16 protein-coding genes, 1 riboswitch and 1 other annotated feature are annotated in these 25800 nt (G+C 27.3%); of the genes, 11 read left to right on the forward strand and 5 right to left on the reverse strand.

Annotated elements, in window-relative coordinates; all coding sequences use genetic code 11:
- Positions 1-142: 142 nt before the first annotated feature.
- A riboswitch (TPP riboswitch) is annotated at positions 143-243 on the reverse strand.
- Positions 244-298: 55 nt separating this feature from the next.
- A complete protein-coding gene (locus ACY1IQ_RS11755; protein WP_461614093.1) occupies positions 299-478 on the reverse strand; it encodes a hypothetical protein in 180 nt (59 codons plus the stop codon).
- Between the two features lie 282 nt (positions 479-760).
- On the opposite strand from ACY1IQ_RS11755, the gene ACY1IQ_RS11760 reads away from it, so the two are divergent.
- Complete coding sequence (locus ACY1IQ_RS11760) at positions 761-1807, forward strand: GGDEF domain-containing protein (RefSeq protein WP_461614094.1); 1047 nt, start codon at positions 761-763, stop codon at positions 1805-1807.
- 222 nt (positions 1808-2029) lie between these two features.
- Here the strand turns inward: ACY1IQ_RS11760 and ACY1IQ_RS11765 are convergent, their stop codons facing one another.
- Complete coding sequence (locus tag ACY1IQ_RS11765; protein WP_461614095.1) at positions 2030-2230, reverse strand: cold-shock protein; 201 nt, start codon at positions 2228-2230, stop codon at positions 2030-2032.
- A 337-nt stretch (positions 2231-2567) separates the two neighbouring features.
- Here ACY1IQ_RS11765 and nrdD point away from each other — a divergent pair, with 337 nt between their 5' ends.
- The 6 genes from nrdD to ACY1IQ_RS11795 all read left to right on the forward strand — a co-directional run bounded on the left by nrdD (position 2568) and on the right by ACY1IQ_RS11795 (position 9432).
- Positions 2568-4691 (forward strand): anaerobic ribonucleoside-triphosphate reductase, encoded by a 2124-nt coding sequence (nrdD, locus tag ACY1IQ_RS11770; RefSeq protein ID WP_461614096.1) that lies wholly within the window; start codon positions 2568-2570, stop codon positions 4689-4691.
- Between the two features lie 146 nt (positions 4692-4837).
- Positions 4838-5917: an ArsR/SmtB family transcription factor gene (locus ACY1IQ_RS11775; RefSeq protein WP_461614097.1), complete on the forward strand. Its 1080-nt coding sequence runs from the start codon at positions 4838-4840 to the stop codon at positions 5915-5917.
- Between the two features lie 195 nt (positions 5918-6112).
- A complete protein-coding gene (locus tag ACY1IQ_RS11780; protein WP_461614098.1) occupies positions 6113-7825 on the forward strand; it encodes an ABC transporter ATP-binding protein in 1713 nt (570 codons plus the stop codon).
- 125 nt (positions 7826-7950) lie between these two features.
- The gene (nrdG, locus tag ACY1IQ_RS11785; RefSeq protein ID WP_461614099.1) at positions 7951-8463 is read left to right on the forward strand and encodes an anaerobic ribonucleoside-triphosphate reductase activating protein; all 513 of its coding nucleotides are present in this window, start codon (positions 7951-7953) and stop codon (positions 8461-8463) included.
- A 259-nt stretch (positions 8464-8722) separates the two neighbouring features.
- Positions 8723-9124, forward strand: coding sequence for a nucleotidyltransferase substrate binding protein (locus ACY1IQ_RS11790; protein WP_461614100.1), 402 nt, complete (start codon positions 8723-8725; stop codon positions 9122-9124).
- A 2-nt stretch (positions 9125-9126) separates the two neighbouring features.
- Positions 9127-9432, forward strand: coding sequence for a nucleotidyltransferase family protein (locus tag ACY1IQ_RS11795; RefSeq protein ID WP_461614101.1), 306 nt, complete (start codon positions 9127-9129; stop codon positions 9430-9432).
- Positions 9433-9493: 61 nt separating this feature from the next.
- On the opposite strand, the gene ACY1IQ_RS11800 is transcribed toward ACY1IQ_RS11795, so the two are convergent.
- Positions 9494-10939 (reverse strand): UDP-N-acetylmuramoyl-L-alanyl-D-glutamate--2,6-diaminopimelate ligase, encoded by a 1446-nt coding sequence (locus ACY1IQ_RS11800; RefSeq protein WP_461614102.1) that lies wholly within the window; start codon positions 10937-10939, stop codon positions 9494-9496.
- Positions 10940-11317: 378 nt separating this feature from the next.
- Positions 11318-11953 carry an MBL fold metallo-hydrolase gene (locus ACY1IQ_RS11805; RefSeq protein WP_461614103.1) on the reverse strand — a complete coding sequence of 212 codons (636 nt, stop codon included), beginning with the start codon at positions 11951-11953 and terminating at the stop codon, positions 11318-11320.
- Between the two features lie 362 nt (positions 11954-12315).
- Positions 12316-12534 (forward strand) — a binding site (T-box leader).
- Between the two features lie 141 nt (positions 12535-12675).
- On the opposite strand from ACY1IQ_RS11805, the gene ileS reads away from it, so the two are divergent.
- From ileS to ACY1IQ_RS11820, 3 genes are all read left to right on the forward strand, one after another.
- Complete coding sequence (gene ileS / locus ACY1IQ_RS11810) at positions 12676-15780, forward strand: isoleucine--tRNA ligase (RefSeq protein ID WP_461614104.1); 3105 nt, start codon at positions 12676-12678, stop codon at positions 15778-15780.
- A gap of 1338 nt (positions 15781-17118) precedes the next feature.
- On the forward strand, positions 17119-18114 hold the full coding sequence (locus ACY1IQ_RS11815; protein WP_461614105.1) for a LacI family DNA-binding transcriptional regulator: 996 nt from the start codon (positions 17119-17121) through the stop codon (positions 18112-18114).
- A 449-nt stretch (positions 18115-18563) separates the two neighbouring features.
- The gene (locus ACY1IQ_RS11820) at positions 18564-19313 is read left to right on the forward strand and encodes a hypothetical protein (protein ID WP_461614106.1); all 750 of its coding nucleotides are present in this window, start codon (positions 18564-18566) and stop codon (positions 19311-19313) included.
- A gap of 137 nt (positions 19314-19450) precedes the next feature.
- Here ACY1IQ_RS11820 and ACY1IQ_RS11825 read toward each other — a convergent pair whose 3' ends face one another.
- Entirely contained in the window at positions 19451-20938 is a 1488-nt protein-coding gene (locus ACY1IQ_RS11825) for a 4Fe-4S dicluster domain-containing protein (protein WP_461614107.1), read from the reverse strand.
- Positions 20939-21745: 807 nt separating this feature from the next.
- On the opposite strand from ACY1IQ_RS11825, the gene ACY1IQ_RS11830 reads away from it, so the two are divergent.
- Complete coding sequence (locus ACY1IQ_RS11830) at positions 21746-25774, forward strand: AAA domain-containing protein (RefSeq protein WP_461614108.1); 4029 nt, start codon at positions 21746-21748, stop codon at positions 25772-25774.
- Positions 25775-25800 lie beyond the last annotated feature (26 nt).

Below are 25800 nucleotides of genomic sequence, written 5' to 3' on the forward strand. Positions count from 1 at the left end.
TTAAGATGCCTTGATATATTAAAAATAAAATTGCTTTTAAAAATATACATTAAAGAAATATAAATTTAATAACTATATATTATAAAATGCTAAATATATAAAAAACCTTATGCCAATATAGGCATAAGGTATATTAATCTCCATTTTAATATAGACGCTTTCCTACGCTGGCATTATCCAGTTCAGGTACAAGGGTTAATGAATTGTCCATCTCTCAGCCATAAGGCACCCCTAGCAATTTATTAGATTTTTATTACAATTTCATTATATTATGTAACTAAAGAAAACACAATAAAAATTATAAGAAATCTGCTATTTTATTATTTAGCATAGTTGAAGAATTAGAAAAAGATATATCTACTTTATCACCAACCTTTATATGATTAGGAAGTTTACTTACAGATACATTTATGGTTATACCATCTGTAAGTTCTACAAATGCATCCGTATTATTCATATCTATTACTTTGCCAAACATTAAATCATCCTTTCAACTGTATTATAAATTTTATATTAGACTAATAAATAGACTTAGTTTGAAGATATATAAGAAGATTTACGAAAGTTTTGTATAAATATAAATTTAGAATTACTTTTCTAAAAAATAGATATTTATATATTATTTTTATCTTTTTTATAGCAAATATTCACAATTATTCTGTATAATTAAGAATAAACATATATGTTAAAAAGTGGGGTTAATATGTTGACAAATAATTTACTAGTAACATTGACTGGGGTACTGATATTAATATGTGTTATGGAGGGTTGTATAATATATAGCTACAAAAAAAGCTTAAGAGAAAGAGAAAAAAGAAAAGAAGTTTTATATGCTGTTAGTGAAAAAATAATTTCACTTAAAAATGAAAAAGAGGTTTATGATTTAATATTAAATACAGCTATAAAACTGGTACCTAAGGCGTCTAAAGGCAGCTTACTTAAAATAACAGAAGATAGAAGTGAATTTAAGTTTATATCTCTTTATGGATATTCTGATGATTTAAAAAAAATAATATTAAAAAAAGAGGAAATATACCTTCATGAAATAAATAATTTTAAGGATATTGCAATAATAAAAAATCCTAAAAAATTTAATGAAGTTTATATGGAGCCTTCAAAAAAGTATATGCTTATTTCAACGGAATCTTTAAATATACACAATACTTTAAGTGCACCTATATATTTAGATGGAGTTTTAACTGCAATATTAAATTTAGATAGTACTGTTATAGAAGAGGCTTTTTCAAGTGAAGATATACGAACAGTAAAATATATACTAAATGAATTTAGATTAGCAGTTAGAAGTCATTTAATTCAAGGAGAATTAAGAGAAAAAGCAACTTATGATAGCCTGACTTGTCTTTATAGTAGAGGCTATTTGGAACAGATAATAGAATATTATCTTAACGAATTTCATAATAAGAACTATAGAAGCTCTATAATTTTTATAGATATTAATAATTTTAAATATGTTAATGATAACTATGGACATACTATAGGTGATGAGTTATTGATAAGATTTTCTCAAGCATTAAAGTCTCATATCAATAGCAATAATTTATATGGTAGGCTAGGCGGAGATGAATTTTTAATATTATTAGATAAGTGTAGAGAAGATGAGGCAATTGAAATTATGGAAGATTTAAGAGAGATATGTAAAAATCATAGAGAACAAGACTATACTTTAGATTTCAGCTACGGAATCTTTGAAATAGCTGGAGGAGAAAAATATGATTTTAAGACTATAATTTGTAATGCAGATAAAAAGATGTATAAGAATAAAAAATTTAATAAAGAAATAGTTTAGTACTATAAAAATAACTAGTCAGAGATGAGGTTATATTTTGCATCACACAGATTTAGAGGCTCCAAGTTATCATTAAGTTTAATGATTAAGTGTGATGAAACTAGATTAGTATACTGACTAACTAATTCTTAAATATTACTTAAGTTATAAACACCCTTCATAATAATGTGAAGGGTGTAGCTATTTATAAAGAAATAAGAGTATTTAATTATATAAGCTAAATTATAACTTAATAACATTAGCTGCTTGAGGTCCTCTAGAACCTTCTACAACTTCAAATTGTACTTTGTCACCTTCTTCTAAAGTTTTGTATCCTTCTCGTTGAATTGCAGAGAAATGAACAAATACATCTTCCTCGCCTTCAACTGATAGAAAACCAAATCCCTTTTCAGCGTTAAACCATTTAACTGTCCCTGTTTTCATCTAAATTCCTCCTGAATAAAAAAATTTCAATTGTTATAATTTTACCATATTTATTAAATAATAAAGTTTAAACTTAATATGGTCATAATTAACATTAAATTCTCATTATAGATATATCTTGAGCATTTTTAGAGAGTTTTATACTTTAGACTAGTAGATATTTTAAATAAATCTTTATGTCAATTATGATGTTCACATGAAAAAAGGAATAATTACAAGTTAAATGTAATTAATAAACCATAGTCCATTTTCATAGATATTTTTATAAATTGATATAATTTTTTTAGTAGAGTATAATTATCCGAGTGCAATATGTTGTGTTTTAGGGGGGTAATTTATGCTATATGTTGTTAAGCGAGATGGTAGAAAGGTTGAATTTAACTCTGTTAAGATAACCAATGCTATTAAAGGATCAGCAGATGAAATATCTTATAATTTACTAGAAAGTGAAAAAATAGAGTTAACTCAAAAGATAATAAAAAGAATAGAGAATTTAAATGTAGAAGAATTAACAGTAGAAGAAATTCAAAATATAGTACAGAGTACTTTACTTGAGAATGGTCATAAGCCTATAGGTGTTGCTTATGGAAACTATAGAAAAGAAAGAACTAGGATTAGAGAAATAAAATCTGATTTGATGAAAGCTATAGAAAGAATAGGAGTAGAAACTGATAGAGACAATGCTAATGTTGGAAACAATTTTAGTTCTAAACTACTTAGAATAGCTAGTGAATCTAATAAATGGTATAACTTATCTACTATGCCTAAGCACCTATCAAAAGCCCATGAAAATGGAGATTTATACTACCACGATTTAGATAGTTATAATTTAACTATAAACTGCTTGCATATCCCTACTAAAGAAATTTTAGAAAGAGGTTTTAATACTGGATATGGTTATTTAAGAAAGGCTAAACGTATAGATTCGGCAGCAGAACTTTCTTGTATATTACTTCAATCTACTCAAAACGATATGTTTGGAGGACAATCCCATGCAGATTTTGATAATGACTTAGCTGCTTTTGTAGAACCAACAAGAGAAGAAATAAGAACAGAATTAAAAGAGTTAGGAATACCAGAAGATATATTAGAAGAAGCAGTAGAAAAAAAATTAAGAAGAATAATAGAGCAATCCATGCAGGGAGTTGTTTATAATCTGAATACAATGCATTCTAGAGCAGGTAGTCAAGTTCCGTTTTCTTCCATGAATATAGGAATACCTCAAAGCAAAGATGCAGCACTTATATGTGAAATATTCTTAAAAGAATACGAAAAAGGATTAGGTCGTGGGGAGCAACCTATATTTCCAAATATAATATTTAGAGTTAAAAAAGGTGTAAATAGAGAAGAGAATGATCCATATTTCTATCTATTTAAGCTTGCATGCGAGGTAGCCAGTAAAAGAATGAATCCTACTTTCATGAATATAGACTCTGATTTTAATAAAGTTTATTATGATCAAGGAATAGTTCCGGCAACTATGGGATGCAGAACTTATGTAATGAGTAATTGTAATGGGGAACCAGGAACAAAAGGTAGAGGAAATATAGCCCCAACTACAATAAACCTTCCAAGAGTTGGAATACTTGCGAAAGGTGATGTGAAAAGGTTCTTTTCATTACTAGAAAATAGATTAGAGCAAGCAAGTGAAGCGTTAATGCATAGATATAATGTACTTAAAAAACTTAAAATAAAGGATTTACCTTTTGTTGCAGGTCAAGGACTATTAAAAGGATCAGAAGGATTATCACAAGATGATTCAATTGAACCAATATTAAAGCAAGGTACCTTTGCTATAGGTTTTATAGGACTTGCAGAAACTTTAGTGGCTTTAACTGGAAAACATCATGGAGAGGATGAAGCTTCAAGAGCACTAGGAGTTGAAATAATAACTTTTATAAGAAACTTTACAGATAAATTAACTAAGGAAACTAGTTTAAATTGGGGTTGTTATGCAACACCAGCAGAAGGATTAAGTGGAAGATTTATACTACAAGATAAAAAGATATTTGGAGAAATAGAGGGAGTAACGGATAAAGAGTATTATACAAATAGTTATCATGTACCTGTAGGATTCCCAATATCTATAATAGATAAAATTCATATAGAAGCACCATATCATAAACTTTGTAATTCAGGTCATATAAGTTATTTAGAGGTTGATGATTATCCAAATGGTGACAATATAATGGATATAATTAAGTATGCCTATGAAAATACCAATATAAGTTATTTAGGAATTAATTTTCATATAAAATATTGTAGAGAATGTGGTACTTATTTGGATAGTGAAAAGTTTGAATGCACAACTTGTGGAAGTACAAACATTCAAGGTGTATCTAGAGTAACAGGGTATCTAAGCCTAGATGAAAGATTTGGGCCGGGAAAATATCATGAGAGAGAAGATAGAATTTCTCATACAGAAAATCATAAAAAAGTTTATAATATAGATAATAAATAGCTAAAAGTACCAAGGATGTTTCTTGGTACTTTTAATTATTAGCATTAAGGAATAAAATATATGTTAAGAGCTAAAAGCAAAGATTTATTTTTAGCTTTCTAGATTTGATGTATAATTTGTATAACAGATTTAAATGAGGAGAAAATATGAAAATTATATTTGATGAAGCTATAGGAAAATTTGAGGATTTAGTTTTTAGTCTATATATGTTAGAAAATATGAATTTAATGCATAAAATTATTAATGAATATGGAATAGAATTAGATAAGGACATAGTTAGATTTATAGAAAATGTAGGCAAGTGGAAGGAATTAGATAGAGAAAAGCTAAGGTTCTTTTTTCATGATTATAATAATGGTACTCAGCTTGTGAGCATAGGAGGGGCAACTTTAGGGTATGAAGAACATAGAATAGATAATTTTAATGAAGTATTAATGGATATAGAAAAAAAGGGAGAAGAAGAGTTAACAAAAAATTTAATTAAAGTTATTTTACATTCAATCATAGGTAACTCTAATTTAGTAAATGAAAAATATAAAGAAATTTGCTCAAGTAAACGTGATATTATAGAATATATTAAAAAGTTATCCTATACTCCAGAAGAAAAGTGGAATTTATTTTTATTTATAGATGAACCTAAGAAATATGCTTTAGAGCTTTGCAATTTTTTAAGATTATATAAACCCATATTTGAAAAGTACTATAAAAATTTAGATAAAATTAGAGAAAAATTTAATAAATATTTAAAAGAAAAAATAGAAGAGGAAGGTATAGAATATTTAAATAATCTATCTAAAGTAATTCCTTATAAACAGTTTGAAAAAATATATATCTATCCATTATACATAGGATTTTGTTCTATTAATTATAATATGGTAGATGATAAAACTATTTTTTTGGGAATAGGTTTTAAATATGAAGATTCTGTTTTAAAAAGATTAAAAGACAATGATGAATATGACAAATATAATTTAATCTTAAAAGTGATTTCTGATAAAAGTAAATTTAATATTATAAAATTATTAATGGAAAGAGAAATGTATGGAATGGAAATTGCTGAAAGATTAAAACTTACAACTGCTACAGTTTCTCATCATATGTCTCAATTATTTTTAGCTGAAATAGTATTAATGGATAAACAAGAGGGAAAAGTATATTATAAATTAAATAAAGAGACGTTAAAAAATACAATCAAATATCTTAATAATCAATTCAAGTTGGATTAGAATAGGAACTTAAATTAAAAATAATCATGATGAAATATAACTGTCATCATGATTATTTTTTTATGAAAAAATTAATATATTCATTAGATAAAAACCTAATGAATATATAGACAAATATCTAATTAAATTAGTATAATATTATCATGATGTATATCTAAATGTATATTAGATTAATATCTAAAAAGGGGGGTTTTTATGAAAAAGTATTTGTTTAGGTATAAGAGCTTGTTTGTTATTACTGCTATTATGGCGATTTTGGTGAGGGCAATTGATGTTTCTATAGCTTTTATCTTTAAGTATATTACAGATGTGGCACAGATGGGAGATATAGAAGGTTATAAATTTATTGTTATAGTAATGGTAGGATATTTTATTCTAAATTCTTTAATGAGTATTATAGGAAAAAATGTACAGCATTATTATATTAAAAAGACTATGATATTTTTAAAGATGGACATATTTTCTAATATTCTTAAAAAAGATATAAAAGATTTTAATGTTGATAATAGCGGAAAATATATTTCTATATTATCAAGTGATGTGTCTTTAATGGAAAATGATTATTTTACTAGTATATTTGAAATTATACGAGTAATCTTTGGATTTATATTAGCAGTAGTAAGTATGGTAACTTTAAGCATAGAAATAACCATATCAGTTTTTTTATTAGGAATTTTAAGTTTTTTATTACCACAAATATTTGGGGAAAAGTTAAGTAAATACAGAAGTGAGTATTCTAATAGTCAAGGAGCGTTTATTTCAAAGGTTAAAGATATACTTCTAGGATTTGATGTGATAAAAAGTTTTAATGTTGAAAAGAGAATGATAGAAGAGTATAACAAATATAATAATGATGCAGAAACTAAAAAAAATAAGTTTAATATTTTTGAAACACTGGTAGGAGGAATAGCAATTTTTATGGCTTATGGAATATTTACAGTGGTATTTGGAATTGGCTCATATTTATGCATAAAAGGAAAAATTACCATAGGAACAATGTTTGCTTGTGTTCAATTATCAAATAATATAACTCAACCAATTATGATGAGTATACAATATATAAATAAAATTAAGTCTTTAAAGGATATTTCAGCTAAGATTGAAAAGCTTAGTGAAGATATAGGAGAAAATAAATTATTAATAGAGAAAACTCAGTTTAATAATAAAATAGTGTTTGATAACATTAGTTTTAGTTATGATAAAGAAAGAAAAGTGTTAAATAGTATCAATCTATGTCTTAAAAAGGGCAAAAAATACGCAATAGTAGGGGCTAGTGGTGGAGGAAAATCTACTATATTAAAATTATTATTGAAGTACTATGAAAACTACAGTGGAAATATATTAGTAGATGGAATAGAACTAGAAAATATAAGCAGTGAAAATCTTTATAAATTGGAAGGAATAATTCAACAAAATGTATTCATCTTTGATGCTAGCCTCAAAGATAATATAACACTATTTGGAAGTTATAGTGATAGTGAAATAAATAGAGCTGTTGAGATATCAGGATTAAATTCATTATTGCTTAGATTAAAAGATGGATTTAATAGTGAGCTTGGAGAGAATGGTAACCTGTTATCTAGTGGTGAAAAACAGAGAATATCAATTGCAAGAGCAGTTATTAAAAATACACCAATAATGTTATTAGATGAAGCTACTTCTTCCTTAGACAATAAAACGGCTTATGATATAGAAAAAACTCTTGTAGCTATGAAAGATATAACTTCAGTTGTTGTAACTCATAGGCTTTGGGGAAACATATTAAAAGAATATGATGAAATAATAGTGATAAAAAATGGAGAAATAGTTGAACAGGGAAATTTCTATGAACTACTACAATTAAAAAGATACTTTTACGGACTTTATTATATATCCCAAGGTGAATATGAAGAAAAAGAAATTATATAAAAGAAGCCAGAAATAAATTTAGTCACGGATTTTTCTCATATATTTATGATAAAATAATATTAGCATATTTTGATGAATTATATAAATAATTTGGAAAAAGAAATTATAAGTATATAGGTGATTAAATGAATAAAACAGTGAAATTAGCAGGAATAATACATGAAAGTTTAACTAATGGACCAGGTATGAGACGAGTTTTATTTGCTCAAGGATGTATGCATAATTGTAAAGGATGTTTTAATACTCATACTCATAGCTTTAATGATGGTCAAGCTTTTAATATTGATAATATTATTAATGATATAAAGAAAAATCCATTAATTAAAGGAGTTACCTTTAGTGGAGGAGATCCTGTAGAACAAGCAGAGGCTTTTTCACAAATAGCTAAGGAAGTTAAGAAATTAAATAAAGATATATGGTGTTATACAGGATATACCTTTGAAGAAATTTTAAAAAATAGTGATAAAAAAGTAGGATTGAAAGAATTAATTGAAAATATTGATGTCCTTGTAGATGGAAAATTTGATATTAGTAAAAAGAATGATAATTTAAAGTATAGAGGATCATCAAATCAAAGAATAGTGGATGTAAAAAGAAGCTTATCAAAAGGAGAAGCTGTTATATTAGAAGGATACTAAAAGTTATATATTTAGTTTAAGAGTTGTAATTGTTAATTATAGATTTAGGTATATTCGTTTATTCCTAATGTACTTATGCAAAGGTCATATGGGAATAAAGATAATCAAAACCTAAAAATATGTTAGATGATTGTAATAGTAGCATGTCATTTTACATAATATATAGATATAATTTAGCTTTACAAAATGTGCATCTATAATATACAATTTTTAGTAAGAAATAAAATTAAGGTATCATAAATGATAGAGGTGAATTAATTTGGAGAATCTAAAAGATATTAGATGGAGGCAACGATTTGAAAACTTTGAAAAATCATATAAGCTTATCGAAAAATACTCTAAAGAAGAAATAAAAACAGAGTTAGAGAAAGCTGGTATGATTCAATTTTTCGAGATGACATTTGAACTAGCTTGGAAGGTATTAAAAGATTATTTAGAGTCTGAGGAGTTTATGGTAAAGAGTCCTAGAGAAACGATAAAGCAAGCATTCCAAATAGGATTAATAGATAATGGTCATATATGGATTGATGCCCTTTCAAATAGAAATTTAACAACTCATACTTATGACGAAGTTTTAGCAGATAATATGGTAAAAGAAATTAAAGAATTATATTTCCCAGAGTTAAAAAAAATGTATGACAAACTATCACAGGAGTTGTAAGTATGTTTGGTTTATTAGATAGAGATATTAAATATATTTTACAAGCTATAAGCAAGCTTAAGGAAATTGAAAGAGTCGTTATATTTGGAAGTAGAGCTATGGGAAATTATAAGAAAGGCTCAGATGTAGATATGGTTGTTATAGGAAATAATATTACTAAAGATACAATACTTCAATTAGATGAATATCTTAATGAAATATATCCATTGCCCTATTTTTTTGATATCATAAATTATAGTGAAATATCCAATAAAAAATTAAAAGAACATATAGACAAAGTTGGTAAAGAAATATATGTAAGAAAATAAGAGTATAAAAGACTACTTAATTATAATTAGGTAGTCTTAATAATTTTTTTACATAGATTTCTTATATTCTTTTTTCTAGAAAGTCTATTGCAACCTCTTCATCTGTAAAATATAGTGTTCTATCTTTAATTTTCATAGAACTTTCATGACCACGGCCAGCAATTAGAACAATATCATTCTTTTTAGCAATTGAAAGTGCCTTTTTAATTGCAGCAGGTCTATGTATCTCTATAGAATAATTATTAGAAGATATACCACTTTTGATATCGTTTATAATCTCTTCTGGATCTTCATTTTTAGGGTTGTCTGTAGTAATTATAACGTGATCACTTAAATTAGTAGCAATTTGTCCCATAATAGGACGTTTATTTTTATCACCATTACCTACACAACCAAATACAGTTATTATTTTTCCATCGGTATAAGATTTTACTGTATTTAATATTTTTTCTATAGCATCAGGAGAATGGGCAAAATCTATTATTATCTTGTAATCAATAGGATATTCCTCACATACATATTGAAATCTACCCTCAATTATAGGAAGATTTTCAAGAGAGAATTTTATTAAATCCAAACTTACACCTTCTAAAATTCCTACCATAGAAGCAGCTAAAGCATTATGAATATTATATAATCCTGCTATTTTTAAATTAATAGGTAAAGAATTTTCTTTATAATTAAGATAAAATGAGGAACCTTCTAAGGAAGAATATAGTATTTTAGCGCTTATTGAAGCGTTATTTTTAAATGAGTAAGTGTAACGATTTTTAAATTCAATTAAAAGTGATCTTCCATACTCATTATCTATATTTATAACTGAATTCTTAGAATTTATAAATAGAATTTTTTTAGAGTGATAGTAGTTATAAAAATTTCCATGAAAATCTAAATGATCATGAGTTATATTAGTAAATACTCCATGTTCAAAAGTGATTCCGTATGTTCTCTTTAAAGCTAAGGAATGAGATGAGATTTCCATAATGCAGTGAGTAATATTATTGTCTACCATTTCTCTTAAAAGTTTATGAAGTTCTAAAGATTCAGGTGTTGTTTTATCTGTTTCAATTTTTTTATCACCTATATAGTTACATATAGTACCTATTAATGCTGTTTTAAATCCCGCATTTTTTAAAATATTTCTTATCATATAACTAGTAGTAGTTTTTCCGTTGGTGCCTGTTATTCCTATTATTTTAATATTATTTTTAGGATTACCATAGTAATTAGATGACATAATAGCAAGAGCCTCTCTTGTATCATCTACTTTAATTATCGTAATATGAGGGGCAACTTTAATATCTCTATTGGTTATTATAACAGTTGCTCCTTTTAGTACAGCATCATCTACATATTTATTACCATCATCTAATGTTCCATTTATACATATAAATACGTCATTAGAAGTTATCTTTCTAGAGTCATATTTTAGTTCATTTATAGATATATCTAAAGCTCCTTGAACTAGTAAGTATTCTATTCCTATCAAGATATCCTTTAATATCATACTCTCACCTTCTTTTATTTACATATTATTATGTGCAATTATATATATCATGTAAATTTATTTATGAAAACGTGATTTTAATAAAATAGCTTATCTTCAATAAATTATAATAAATAATAAAATTAAAGAAGTTAAAAAATTATAACATTATTATATGTTTTTAAGAATTATATTATTTCTACAATTATTAGTTATTATATAATGTTTTATAGATATACTCATGTTAATTTAATCATATATCAGAATAAATGCTATTTTTAAGTATTTTAATTAGTGTTATTAAATGCACAATGTTTAGCTCATAATTGTGAGCTAAGCACTGTGCATTATTTTAAGTTATGAATTGTATAGTGGAATTACTATATTATAGTTATAATTTTATGTTGTAAGTATTAATACTTTATTCTTATCTTCATCCAATATGTCTTCAATTATTATAGAATTACTATTAATTCTCTCTCCACTTTTCATGTGAGTTAAGAAGGTTTCAACTCCATCTAGCGGAAAAGTCAGACGAGGAGTTTTGTAATGCATAGGGATAGTTATCTTACTTTGAATTGAGTTTGCGATGTTAGCAGCTTCACTACCACTTATGGTATAGTTTCCACCTACAGGAATGAGAAGTATATCTACATCACCAATCATATCTAAATCTTCAGACGTTAATAAATGACCTAAATCTCCTAAATGACAAATTTTATATCCATCCATTTCAATTATAAAAATTATATTTTCTCCACGTTTTGCTCCTTTAACTTCATCATGGAAAGATGGTATTCCTCTAATAGGGATATCACATTCATTAAAAAAACCTACTTTATCTACGATTTTAGCTTCATTGCCGATTATTTTAATATAATTATGATCAAAGTGATTATGACTTATGGTAATTACATCAACTCTACCCTTAAAAACAGTGTATCCTACAGTTTCATCGAAAGGGTCTGTAAGAAGCTTTCTACCATCACTATCCTCAAGTAAAAAAGAAGCGTGACCAAGCCAAGTTAATTTCATTTTCATCTCTCCTTATAAATTATTTATTTTACATTTCTTTGTTAAATTTATCTTAATTATAGTATAGGATACAAGTAATTGGAATTATTATAAATATTTAGGTAAAAGATTTTTAAGTTTATAAATAATAAATTTTCCTTATATTAATCTATATTTCATTTAATTATTAGCATTATTTTAAATAATATACTTTAAAAAATCCTTCCTATTACATCCTAATAAACGTAATATATAGAAATAATAGATAGAGTTTAATTTTCTTTCTTAAATATCTTGAATATTTAAGAGAAAAAAGGATAGAAATAAATTGACAATAAAAATTTACTGTACTATAATTGATATAAAATTAATTTTGAAAATCTTAAAAGGCTAAGATTAGGAAAAGTACTTTAACAAGTAACTTACAGAGAGTGAGGAGTAGGTGAAACCTCATAGTGATGGTTAAGGGAAAATCACCTAGGAGCTGAAGGCTGAATTTTAGTAAGTTTGTCCGTATTTCTGCGTTAAAGAATAGAACATGTTAGTGTTTGAATTTATGATATTACCATAGGTGGTATAGCGAAGTTCACTTCGTCCTATTTAGGACGGAGTTTTTTATTTTTTAAATATATTTCATTATAGTAAGTATATATTGTGTTAATGATAATAATGAGGATTAATCTTATTATCATTAGTATAGATTACAATAAAATATAGATTAAATATTAGGAAGGAGATTTACTATGTATAAGAAAATTGATTCTTCAAAGAGTTTTATGGATATTGAATTAGATGTATTAAAACTTTGGGAAGAAAAAAACGTAATTCAAAAGAATTTTGATTCAAATGAAGATGGTGAATATTTTACATTTTATGATGGTCCACCAACAGCAAATGGTAAACCTCATATAGGACACGTTATAACAAGAGTAATGAAAGACATAATTCCAAGATATAAAGTAATGAAAGGTTATAAGGTTTTAAGAAAAGCAGGATGGGATACCCATGGTCTTCCTGTAGAACTTGAAATAGAAAAGAAACTTGGAATTTCAGGTAAACCAGAAATAGAAAAGTATGGTGTAGAAGAATTTGTTAAGCAATGTAAGGAAAGTGTATTTACATATGTTGAAATGTGGAGACAAATGTCTGAAAGATTAGCTTATTGGGTAGATATGGATGATCCATATGTAACTTTCCACAATGATTACATTGAATCAGTTTGGTGGGCATTAAAACAAATGTGGGATAAAGACTTAATTTATAAAGGTCATAAGATAATGCCATACTGTCCAAGATGTGGAACTACACTTTCATCTCATGAAGTTGCACAAGGATATAAAGATGTTAAAGATAGCTCTGTATATGTTAAATTTAAACTAAAAGACGAAAATAAATATGTGCTAGTTTGGACAACAACTCCTTGGACATTACCAAGTAACGTAGCATTAGCAGTAAATAAAAAATATGATTATGTAGAAGTACTTCATAATGAAGAAAATATAATACTTTCAAGAGCGCTTTTAAATAAACTTGAGGGAGAATATGAAGTTGTTGCAGAATTCAAAGGAGAAGCTTTACTTGGAAAAGAATATGAGCAAATGTTTAAATTTGAAACTCCAGAGGAAAAAGCATTCTATATAGTTCATGCAGACTATGTAACATTAACAGATGGTACAGGTATAGTTCATACAGCACCTGCATATGGAGATGAGGATAGCCAAACAGGTAAGCGTTATAATCTTCCAATGATAAACTTAGTTGATGCAGAAGGAAAATTTGTTGAAAAGGTAACTCCATGGGCTGGTATGTTTGTTAAAAAAGCAGATGAGAAGATCGTTGCTTACTTAAAGGAGAACAATATTCTTTATAAAGGAGAAAAATTCCTACATTCATATCCACATTGTTGGAGATGTGATACACCACTTCTTTACTATCCAAGAGAGAGTTGGTTTGTAAGAATGTCTTCTGTTAGAGACCAATTATTAGAGAATAATAATAAAATCAATTGGATGCCAGATAACGTAAAAACAGGAAGAATGGGAAAATTCTTAGAGAATGTTATTGACTGGGGTATTTCAAGAAATAGATACTGGGGAACTCCACTTCCAATTTGGGAATGTGAATGTGGTCACAGAGAAATGATAGGAAGTGTTAGTGAACTTCATGAAAAAGGAATAAATGTACCAGAAGGAATAGAGCTTCATAAGCCATATATAGATAATGTACATTTAAAGTGTCCAAAATGTGCTAAAGAAATGACTAGAGTAGAAGAAGTTATTGACTGTTGGTTTGATTCAGGTTCAATGCCGTTTGCTCAATATCACTATCCATTTGAAAATAAACAAATATTTGAGTCTAATTTCCCAGCGCAATTTATATCAGAGGCAGTTGACCAAACAAGAGGATGGTTCTATACATTACTTGCTATATCAACAACTGTTTTCGAGAGAAATCCATTTGAAAATTGTATAGTACTTGGACACGTTTTAGATAAAGATGGACTAAAAATGTCTAAACATAAAGGAAATGTATTAAGTCCGTTTACTGTATTAGAAAATCAAGGAGCAGACGCATTAAGATGGTATTTCTATACAGCTAGTGCACCATGGTTACCTTCAAGATTTTATGAAGAAGCAGTTATAGAAGCTCAAAGGAAATTTATAGGAACATTATGGAATGTTTATTCTTTCTATGTTCTATATGCAGAATTAGATAAATTTGATCCAACTAAGTATGAAGATTTTGTATCAGAAAACGTAATGGATAAGTGGATGATGTCTAAACTTAATACTTTAGTTAAAAACATAGATGAGCATTTAGAAAATTATAGAATTACTCAAGGTGCTAAAGAACTTGAAGATTTTGTAGATCAGCTTTCTAACTGGTATGTAAGAAGAAATAGAGCAAGATATTGGGTTGAAGAGTTAACAGAGGATAAGATAGGAGCATATATGACTTTATATAGAGTATTAACAACTTTAGCTAAAGTAGCGTCTCCATTTATACCATTTGTTACAGAAGAATTATATCAAAATTTAGTAGTTAGCTTTGATAAAAATGCTGAAGAAAGTGTTCACTTATGTAAATGGCCTGAGTACAGAGAAGATTTAGTAGATGAGTCATTAGAAATGGAAATGGATAAAGCATATAAAATAGTTAAGCTTGGAAGAAGTGCGAGAAATGGTGCTAATATTAAAAACAGACAGCCATTATCTAAGATGCTTGTTTCAATAGGAACACTTCCAGAATATTATGGGGACATAGTTAAAGATGAACTTAATATAAAAGAAGTTGAACTTGGTGCTGACATTTCAAAATATGTTAACTTTGAAATAAAGCCAAACTTACCTATACTCGGAAAAGCTTACGGTAAATTAATACCTGGCATAAGAAAAGCTATTGGTTCAATGAATCAAATGGAGCTTGCACAAGCTATAAACAACGGTAAAACTGTTAATATTAATGTAGATGGAACAGAGATAGAGTTAACATCTGAAAATCTACTTGTAACAATGCAAGGTTTAGAAGGATATGCCTTTGCAGGTGAAGGAGATATAGGAGTTGTACTTGATACTAATATTACAGATGAACTTAGAGAAGAAGGTCATGTAAGAGAAATACTAAGTAAAATTCAAAATATGAGAAAAGAAAGTGGCTTTGAGGTTGCAGATAAGATTAACATATATGTATCTGGAAATGAAATGCTTGAAAATATCATTAGAAAATTTGAAGAGCAAATTGCTAAGGATACATTAGCTGTTGAGATAGTTTATAATGCAGACTCTAATTATCAAGAAGTTAAAATAAACGGAGAAAATTTAAAACTTGCTGTAGAAAAATTAGCTTAAGAGATTAGAATAAGTTATTTCATTTAATACACTTAAAACCTTATTAATCAAATTTGAATTTGGTTAATAAGGTTTTTTATATATCAATATAAATTATAAAATAATGAAAAATTGATAATTATAGCTAAGACTAGCCCCTTTAATTTAAGTAACAACTGTAGTACTAGTTTCAATATAGAAATTTACTATATAGCTTCAAAAAGAAATCAATTTAAAACTTCTCCTATAAAGAGAAGTATCTATAATTCTCTATTGTATAAGGTATGCTAGCAGTAAATTTATATATTACAAAAGTGTAAGTACTATGAATATAAATGTAAGATAAAAAAATTGTTAAAAAATTAAGAGTGATGTAAAATTAATGGATAGACGATGAATTTGAATTTTTAGGAGATGACTAAGATATGCAAGACCCAATAAAATTTATAGCAATACTATTTATAGCTAACATACCATTATTTGTATTCATATATTTTAGTTTCTTTTCAAAGAAGAATAGAAGAAAAGGAAAACACAGGAATAAGACCCAAGGACATTTGTTATTCTTAATATTTACATACATAATTATATTAGCTATAGAGTTTATAGCAGTATATAGACTATTACAGGTAATAAAATAAACAAATTTTTTAAATAGTATATATAAAATATATCCAATTGATTTTTAAGAAAAGTGACTAATCACTTTTCTTTTTTGTTAGGTATATGAAAGAAAATAACGAACCGAAGATTGGTGGTATATTTTATCTTATATAAGGAGACAGGTTCACTGATAGTAGTCTCTATCAGCGAATTCTGTGAAGGCACTATAAGCAAAATAGAAGAACTATACTAGTCCTTTATTTTTTTAAAAATGTGTCTCAGTTGAAAACGTAATATTATATCCATTCATACCGAAAACTATAGAAAAAAAGCAAAGTTCTTACGATTATAAGAAATATAGGGCAGTTTTATTAGAATTTGATTAAAATTTAATAAATGATGAAACTTTTTATATTTAAAAAACGTCTATATTATAGGAAAGAAAAATTACAAGTTTAAATTTATATTAATTTAAATGTAATTCATTTGTAACCAAATAAATTGTCCAATATATTATAATTAAGTTAAAGATTGGGTATATGAGATGGTAATATGTCAGAACTATTAATTATTTCTACAATAGTAATTTCAGTTTTAGCCTATACATTTTCAACAGTCTATTTTAAAGAAAAAGAAATTGAAAGATTAAGCTAATAGTTAACATAGAATACATTTTATTAGGAAAAACTATTGTAAATTATGTTTCTATAACTTACTATAAATAGTAAAGCTTAATTTATAATAGGAGTGATTAACGTGGCGGCTTCAATAAAAGATGTAGCTAAAGAGGCGGGAGTTTCAATAGCAACTGTTTCTAGAGTTTTAAATGGAATAAATGTTGTAAATGAAGATACGAAAAGAAAAGTATTAGATGCAATAGACAAACTAGGATATAGACCAAATATTTTAGCAAGAAGTTTAAAGACACATAGGTCAAGTACAATAGGAATAATAATTCCTGATATTGCAAATTCTCTTTACCCAGAAGTGGTTAGAGGTGCAGAGGATGTTGCAAATATTTATAACTATAACATAATGCTTTGCAATACAGATCTAGACCTAGAAAGAGAAAAAGAAAGCTTTAGGATGTTAAAAGAGAAGATGGTAGATGGAGTTGTTTATATAGGTAATGCTCTTGTAGATGAAGTTGAAGAGCTTATTAATGAACTTGAACTACCAATTGTATCTGTAGGTACAGGTGATAAGAAGGGTAAATACCCAAGTGTAGCTATAGATAATTATAAAGCTGCATATGATGCAACTAACTATTTAATTGATAAGGGAAATAAAAAAGTTGCTTTTATAGGATTCTTCCCATCAATGTATGGTGGAAATTACGAAAAACTTTTCAAAGGTTATAAAAGTGCAGTAGAAGAAAAACTTGAATTTGATGAATCTCTAGTTTATTTTTCCTCTTTAAATGCTCAAGAAGGATATAAAGGAATAAACACTATACTTGAGAATAATGAAGTAGATGCTGTATTTTGTGGAAGTGATGAAGTAGCAGTAGGGGTTATTAATGCATTGAGAGAGAAAAATATATCTGTACCTGATGATGTAGATGTTATGGGATTTAGTGATACGGATCTAGCTTCTATGTATTATCCAACCTTAACAACTATATCACAACCACTTTATGATATGGGATCAATAAGTATGAGATTACTTATAAAAATAATAAATAAGGAAGAAATAGATAAAAAATATTTTGTTCTACCTTATGAAATAATAGAGAGAAGCTCTTGTAAATAGGAGGGCTTTCTCTTAAAAGGTGTTTTCTATGAAAATTATTTTTAAATTATAAAATTTTTTAAGAAAATAAATGAAAGTCTTGCAGTAGACAATATAAGTTAACAGGATTTGTGCAACCAAATCCTGTTTTTGTTTAAAAAGAAATGAATTTAAAACTTCTCTTATAAAATAGAAGTATCCATAATTGTAAATTTTCCATTGTGAATTGTGAATTGAAAAACCCAAGGGTGTAGCTATATTTAGCTATACACTAATTTTTAAAGTAGTTTATCTATATAGATGCTAGTTATAACAATCCTGTGAAGCTCTAATTATCTCAGTATAAAAAATATCTTATTTATCATAATTAAAAATTTATAAAAATTTTATGATTAATTTAATTAAGTATATTTTTAAATAATTTGTTTATATAACATGTCAGTAAAAAATTATATAAGGGGAATGGTAATATGAAGTATTTAGTAAGTGCAGCTGGAGGAAATACTACAGCAATTCAACTTATTGAAAATTCACAAACTAGAGATTGGTATAACAGTAATGGCAATGAATTAGTGAGCAAGTATGAGAAGTTTCAAGTTGAACAGTCTGGTTTTCTTATTCTAAAGGATTCACATTTTGAAATGGCTGGAGGTGAGTTTTGTGGAAATGCTTCACGAGCTGCTGCAGTGATCTTTTCATTATTACAAGAAGAATCAATAGTTGATTTTACTGTTTCTGGGTTTAACGGTATTGTTCATTCAACTGTAAACAAATATTTCGATAATGAATATAATGTTGAAAGTATATTTAATGGAATGAATATACTTTCAAAAGAAGTTAAACTTTCTAATGGTACACAGGCATTTTTAGTTGATCTTGGTGGAATCGTTCATATTGTTATTGAGGGGGAATTACCTAGTAACTATAAAGATATTCATAAGGAAGTCACTAGTGAATTAGACCTTTTAAGAAAAAGTGCTGTAGGTGTAGTTTGGTATACAAAAAGAGAAAATAAACCAGTGAAAATTCATCCTATTATTTGGGTAAATGAAGTCAATACCTTTTATTATGAAACTTCCTGCGGATCTGGTTCCATTGCAGTTGCGGTTGTTACTGGGATAAATGAAATTGAACAAGTAACAGGGGAGTTAATATTAGCTAAAATTTCAAAAGAATTTGTATCGTTAAAAAGCAAGATAAAAGTACTTCATATTGAGTAAAATTGGCATCATTAAAGTTATTACATTTGAACTTGGGTTTTTGAGAAATAGAAAAATGGATAAGGAAAATTTTCTTATCCATTTTTCTATTTCGTAGAATTTGATTTTTTGTTGATATAATATAGAGTTTTTTTATATTATGATCTTTCTAAATTTAAAGCTTCAAATTCTGCAATTTTTTCATTTTCAATTACTGATTTTCTAGTAGCTTGGCTATTTTGCTTTGTGAAAGTTGTCTTTGTTGCTAGTGGTGGAAGAATTGTTCCAGCACCACCTATACATCCACCTTCACACATCATACCTTCTATGAAATTTCCTGGTAGTCGTCCAACTTTAGCTAATGACATAGCTTTCTTAATTTCCATAGGCCCACTAACTTTTACAGGTTTAAATTCTGTATTCACATTTTGACTATTAATATAATTCTCTATAGCGGCAGTTAATCCACCAGCAGCGGCAAAACCTCTACCATAAATTGAAGCACCATCTACATTTGAGTCCTCACATTTTTCAGGGTCCATATCAAATGCATCTAATAGTGCAGATAATTCTTCAAAAGTTAAAGCATAGTCTATAACATCTTTTATAGGTTCTCTTCTTATTTCTGACTTTTTAGCAGTACATGGTCCTATAAATACAATTTTAGCATCACTATCTAAAGATTTTATATATCTACCAGTGGCTATCATAGGTGAAACTGTTGTAGATATATGAGCTACCTCAGTAGGGAATTTTTTTTCAATATAACTAAAGAAGCCTGGGCAACAAGAGTTTGTCATATATTTATCACCATTCTCCATTTTATGAATAAATTCTTTACTTTCATGAGCAGTTACCACATCTGCTCCACAAGCAGCCTCATACATTTCTATAAATCCTATATTTTGAAGAGCAGTCCTTATCTGACCCATTGATACTTTAGGACCAAATTGCCCTGCAATTGCTGGAGCAACAATAGCATACATTTTTTCACCATGAGATATTCTTCTTGCTACAGGTTCAATTAGACTTTTATCGGAGATAGCGCCAAAAGGGCATGCAGTCATGCAAGCACCGCATTGAATGCAATCTTCATTTTTAATCATAGCTTGTCTATCTGTTGCTACAGAAAGTGCCCCGGTAGGACAAACTATTTTGCATGGTCTTAAGACCTCAGAAATAGCTTCATAAGGACATTGTTTTTTACAAAGACCACATTCTTTACAAAGCTCTTGATTTATATAAGCTTTTCCGCCTACTCGAACCATAGCTTTAGTAGGGCAGACCTCCATACATTTATGTGCAATACATCCTCTACAGGCTTCAGTTACAGTAAACTTGTTAATAGGGCATTTATCACAAGCCGCCTCTATAACATATATAATTTGATCATCATTTTTTATATCTACAAGATCATCAAGGCTTTCACCAGAAGGTAAATAACCTGCAGCTAATTTAGCTCTTTGTCCTACAATAGCTCTTTCTTTATAGATACAGCATCTATACTGAGGTTTATCTTTGTCTACTATACATTCATGAATTTTTCCTAGTTCTTCAAGTGTTAATTTGTCCTTTTTTGCTAAAATAGCAATACTTTTTAAAACATCATGTTTAACTTTTTTTAAATGCGTTTCAAAAATAAACATATACCTAATCCCCTTTAAATAATTTTATACCCATATAGTTTTAGTAATGAGGATTTTACCTCAAAATTTCTAGATATATTATAACATAAAGTCGTTAAAAAAATAACAAAATTTGAATGAAAAAAATCTGGAGTTGACGGAAAATTTTCATTTTTCTAAACGGCTCAGTTAAAACATAAAACAAGTGATAAAACTTGAAGGATAATATAATATAAGGTAAGAATAGAGGTAATTTATGACGAATTACTGTTATAAGTTTTTTTATAATTAAAAAAGTAGTACAATATTATAGATATGCTAGTTGTAAAACTAAGGTATGTATCAAGATAATTGTTACTTTTAATTTTAAAATTATAGATATTCAATTAACAATTTAAAATAATGTACAATTAACAATTGGCAATTTAGAAAACTTCTCAGTAAAAGCTGAGGGGTTCAGAACTAATTTGTTTTGAGGTAGCATAGTCACTTTTATTAAAAAATTCAACTACAATTGTCCATCTTCAATTCTCCATTGACTAAATTGTACATTAATTTTTAAGATAGTACTGTATATTGTAAAATCTTTTACAATATTATTCACATAAATTATAATGTAATTAAAGTTAGAAATTGTGAAAAAATAAATTCTAACTTATTTTATGTATACTAAGTTAGAAGATTCATTGACATTACAACTATCAATGGAAATTATGAGCTTGTACAGATAAAATATTTGTAGTATTTTTGAATAATTGTTTTAAAGAATTTATTATAAAAATTAAAGTAGTTTATATAGATTGAATACTAAAATTGGAGGGTTTAGATTTGAGCAGTAATAAAAAAGTAGAGCAGATATTTACTTATTTGCATAGTATTAAGAATATCAATGATAAGCGAATAAGAAATATAAATGAATATGAGGAAGTATTTTTTGAATCTCATATATTAGACATAGATGGCTGTAATGTTATCAACAGTGAAAGTAGAGATGAATGGCTAGAAATAAATAAAAATGCTAAGGATATATACAATAAATTTTCTAAAATATATTTAAAACTACAGAAAAATAGTGAAAATTTAGAAGTTATATATGCTCATGGATTATTAATTGGACAAGTTGAAGATGTTAAAATAATGCATCCTATTTTTACTACAAAAATGGATTTAAGTTTTAACGATAAAAATAGTGTGTTCTCATTAAAACCTTATAATAACTTAACTAATATAGAGCTCGATATTTTAAGTGGTTTTGAGTCTTTTCCATTACAAAAAATAATTGAAGCTACTTCACAAATAAAGCCTTTAGGGATAGATGCTAGAAATAAAGATGAAGTAACTGCAGCAATTGATAAAATTATAGATATTCTAGATATACAAAGCAACAGTAATGATTATAAAAAGCTAGATTCTTTATTAGATATGGAAGAAAATAGAGATATAATTTTCTATGATGAACCTGTTATTATTTTTAGAAAAGTGGATACAAGACTGTGGAATATGGAATTAAACTCTATGCTTGAAGAAATAAGAAAGGGTTATAAAATTCCTAAGACTATAGAAGCGTTAGTTAATAATGAAAAGCTTGAAGTAGATGAGATTACAGTAGAAAAGTGGAAAGAAATAGGTGAAGATTTATTATTTCCACTACCATATAATGAAGATCAAAAGGAAATAACAAAGAGATTATCAGAAAATTTTGGAGTAGTAGTACAAGGGCCTCCAGGTACAGGCAAAAGTCATACTATAGTAAATTTAATTTGTCATCTTCTAGCTCATGGTAAGAGGGTATTAGTTACAAGTCAAACAGATAGAGCACTTAGAGTATTAAACAATAAGATACCTGAAGAAATTCGTTCTCTTTGTATGAGTATACTAGGTGATGATGCAAAGGCTATGGAGGACTTAGATGATGCAGTACGAAAAATTACTGAAAAATTATCTTTGGATACTACTGAACTTAAAAAACAATTTAAATTCTTAAAGTTTAAATTAAAACAGTGTAAGGATAATCAAGATATACTTCATGAAAGCTTAAGAAATATAGAGTATAGTGAAAATCATAATGTTACTTATAATGATGAAAATTATAGTCTAATGGATATGGCAAAGTACATAAGAGAAAATAATAAAGAACTAGGTTATATAGATGATAGTCTTTCTATAAAGGACAAATCACCTTTAACTAATGAGGAATTTGAAGAATTTTTAAATCTATTAGAGATATATTCTTTAATAGAGGTAGAGATTTATGAAAATACTAAAGAATACACAGATAAACTTCCTGAATTAATAGAATTAGTAGAAAAAATAGATAAATATAGGGAACTTTTAAGTGATATTTATATTCATAGAAAAGTTGTAAGTCAGTGGAGTGATAAGGAGATTACTAGTTATTCTAATAATCATTTATTAAATCTATTAGATGAAGCATATAAAAATATAGAAGAAATTGAAAATACCTATGTTTATACTATAATGAAAAATTATTATTGTAGTAAAGTGAAAGGCGATGTATGGACAGAATTTATAGAGCACTGTGGGAATACTTTAAAAGAAATTTCAAGATTAAAAAGTGAGCTTAATAAGCATAAAATCCAACTTCCTGAAAATGTTGATATGAATAATTTTAAAAAGGATTTTGAAATAGTGGACAAGGTACTTAGAGAAAAAGGTAAGATAGGTACTATTTTCAAATTACTTCATGGAAATGTTAAATATATATTAGAGAGTGTAAAGATTGATTACGAACCTATATCTACATTGGAACATGCTGAGGTTATAAATAGTTATATGAAGCTATACAAATTAGAGCGTGATCTTAAAAATTATTACAATAATACTATGAAAGAGTATGGAGGAAGACTAGTGACTCCTGCTGATGTGAATTTTAGTAATATTATAGAAGATGCTATAGAAAAGATAACTATGGTAATTGAATGGGAAAATAATTATAAAGATAAAATTTTAGGGCTACTTAAGGCTAAGCATTTTAATAGAGAAATAAATTTCTATGAAAAGGAGAGTTATAGCTATATTAAGGAATCTCTTCTTAGCTTAAAGGCAATTAAAGAATTTGAGGATTTAGCAGAGTATTTAGACGATAATGTTAAAACATTAAGAAAATATGATTGTTTCGAGGAACTTGCAGATAAAATAGAAGAGAATAATAGTAGCTTTGTTTTAAAATATTATGAGCGCTTAAATTATTTAAATAAAAGTTCTCAAGATATAGAGAGGCTAATCAAATTTAGAAGCATGCTTATGGATAGTTGTCCTAAATTTACAAAATACATTTTAGTTCATCAAAGAGAGACTCTAAAACTAAATTTCAAAAACTTTGAAGGAGCTTTTAAATATAAAGTATGGAATGATTATATAACTACAGAGCTTGATGCTGATATTAAAAGCTTAGAAAGAGCGCTTTATGAAGAAAAGGCAATTGAAGATAAGCTAGTTAAAGAAATAGTTTGTAAGCAAAGTTGGTATAATCAAATATTGAGAACTACAGAGTTACAGAAGAGAAGTTTGTTTACTTGGATGGAAGCTATAAAAAGAATAGGTAAGGGGACTGGCACTCAAGCAGTTAAATATAGAAAAATTGCTCAAAGAGAAATGGAGAATTGTAAAGATGTTATTCCTGTATGGATAATGCCTATAAATAGAGTTATTGAGAATTTAAAGATAAATGAAAATTTATTTGATGTTATAATAGTAGATGAAAGTAGTCAAAGCGATATTACTGCATTAACTGCATTGATGAGAGCAGAAAGGGCAGTAATAGTTGGTGATGAGAAACAGATAAGTCCAGAAGCAATAGGCAAGGACAGCTCAATGGTAGAAAAGTTAATTGAAACTCATCTTAAAGGAATTCCACATGCAGAGTGGTTTGATTTAAAAACAAGTCTATATAATACAGCATTAAGAATTTTTCCTAACAGACTAATTTTAAAGGAGCATTTTAGAAGTGTTGATGAAATCATAGGATTTAGTAATAAACTATGCTATTCTAATGAAATTGTACCTCTAAGATGTGGTAAAAACGATAATCCATTAGACAATCCCATAGTTACTATTAAAGTAGAAGAAGCTTTTAGAGATGAAAATAAGGCTATAAATATAAAAGAAGCCTATGCTGTAGTAGATAAGATTATTGAATGTTGTAATGATTCTAAATATGAAAATATGACTATGGGAGTAGTATCTCTTTTAGGAGATGCACAGGCAGAGTTCATTGAAAACCTTATAATTGAGAAACTAGGTATTGAAGAAATAGTTAAGAGGAGAATAGTTTGTGGAGATGCTTATTCATTCCAAGGAGATGAAAGAGATGTAATGTTCTTATCTTTTGTTATAGCAGATAATGTAAAATATGGAGTGCTTTCCAAGGATTCAGATATAAGAAGATTTAATGTTGCGGCAAGTAGGGCGAGAAATCAAATGTGGTTATTTCACTCTGTAGATCTTGAGGACTTAAATCCTAAAGGAGTAAGACATAATTTATTAGAATATGCTATGGAGTATGAAAAATGTACTACTAAAAGAGAAGAAACTGAAAAGTATATTCTTACAGCCTTCGAAGAAGATGTGTTAAAAGAGCTTAAGAATCTTAATATAGAAGTAACTCCTAAAGTTAAAGTAGGTAAATACGAAATAGACTTTGTAATAAAGGCTAAACATAAAATTGCTATTGAATGTTTAGGTTCGAAAAGGGAAGAAAAATATTCATGGAAAGAATCTTTTGAACGTCAACATACTCTAGAAAGAGTAGGATGGAGATTTTATAAGATTAGAAGTAGTGAGTTTTACTTAAATCCCAAAGAAACTATAAAAAGACTATATGACTCTATAAATTAACATAAAAAATGCTAATAATTAATATG

It is taken from the genome of Clostridium sp. Marseille-QA1073, from assembly GCF_054863625.1.

Bases quoted from the DNA above. Each gene is read 5' to 3' on its own strand.
- ACY1IQ_RS11755 (WP_461614093.1), bottom strand. From the start codon at position 478: ATGTTTGGCAAAGTAATAGATATGAATAATACGGATGCATTTGTAGAA.
- ACY1IQ_RS11760 (WP_461614094.1), top strand. From the start codon at position 761: ATGGAGGGTTGTATAATATATAGCTACAAAAAAAGCTTAAGAGAAAGA.
- ACY1IQ_RS11765 (WP_461614095.1), bottom strand. From the start codon at position 2,230: ATGAAAACAGGGACAGTTAAATGGTTTAACGCTGAAAAGGGATTTGGT.
- nrdD (WP_461614096.1), top strand. From the start codon at position 2,568: ATGCTATATGTTGTTAAGCGAGATGGTAGAAAGGTTGAATTTAACTCT.
- ACY1IQ_RS11775 (WP_461614097.1), top strand. From the start codon at position 4,838: ATGAAAATTATATTTGATGAAGCTATAGGAAAATTTGAGGATTTAGTT.
- ACY1IQ_RS11780 (WP_461614098.1), top strand. From the start codon at position 6,113: ATGAAAAAGTATTTGTTTAGGTATAAGAGCTTGTTTGTTATTACTGCT.
- nrdG (WP_461614099.1), top strand. From the start codon at position 7,951: ATGAATAAAACAGTGAAATTAGCAGGAATAATACATGAAAGTTTAACT.
- ACY1IQ_RS11795 (WP_461614101.1), top strand. From the start codon at position 9,127: ATGTTTGGTTTATTAGATAGAGATATTAAATATATTTTACAAGCTATA.
- ACY1IQ_RS11800 (WP_461614102.1), bottom strand. From the start codon at position 10,939: ATGATATTAAAGGATATCTTGATAGGAATAGAATACTTACTAGTTCAA.
- ACY1IQ_RS11805 (WP_461614103.1), bottom strand. From the start codon at position 11,953: ATGAAATTAACTTGGCTTGGTCACGCTTCTTTTTTACTTGAGGATAGT.
- ileS (WP_461614104.1), top strand. From the start codon at position 12,676: ATGTATAAGAAAATTGATTCTTCAAAGAGTTTTATGGATATTGAATTA.
- ACY1IQ_RS11820 (WP_461614106.1), top strand. From the start codon at position 18,564: ATGAAGTATTTAGTAAGTGCAGCTGGAGGAAATACTACAGCAATTCAA.
- ACY1IQ_RS11825 (WP_461614107.1), bottom strand. From the start codon at position 20,938: ATGTTTATTTTTGAAACGCATTTAAAAAAAGTTAAACATGATGTTTTA.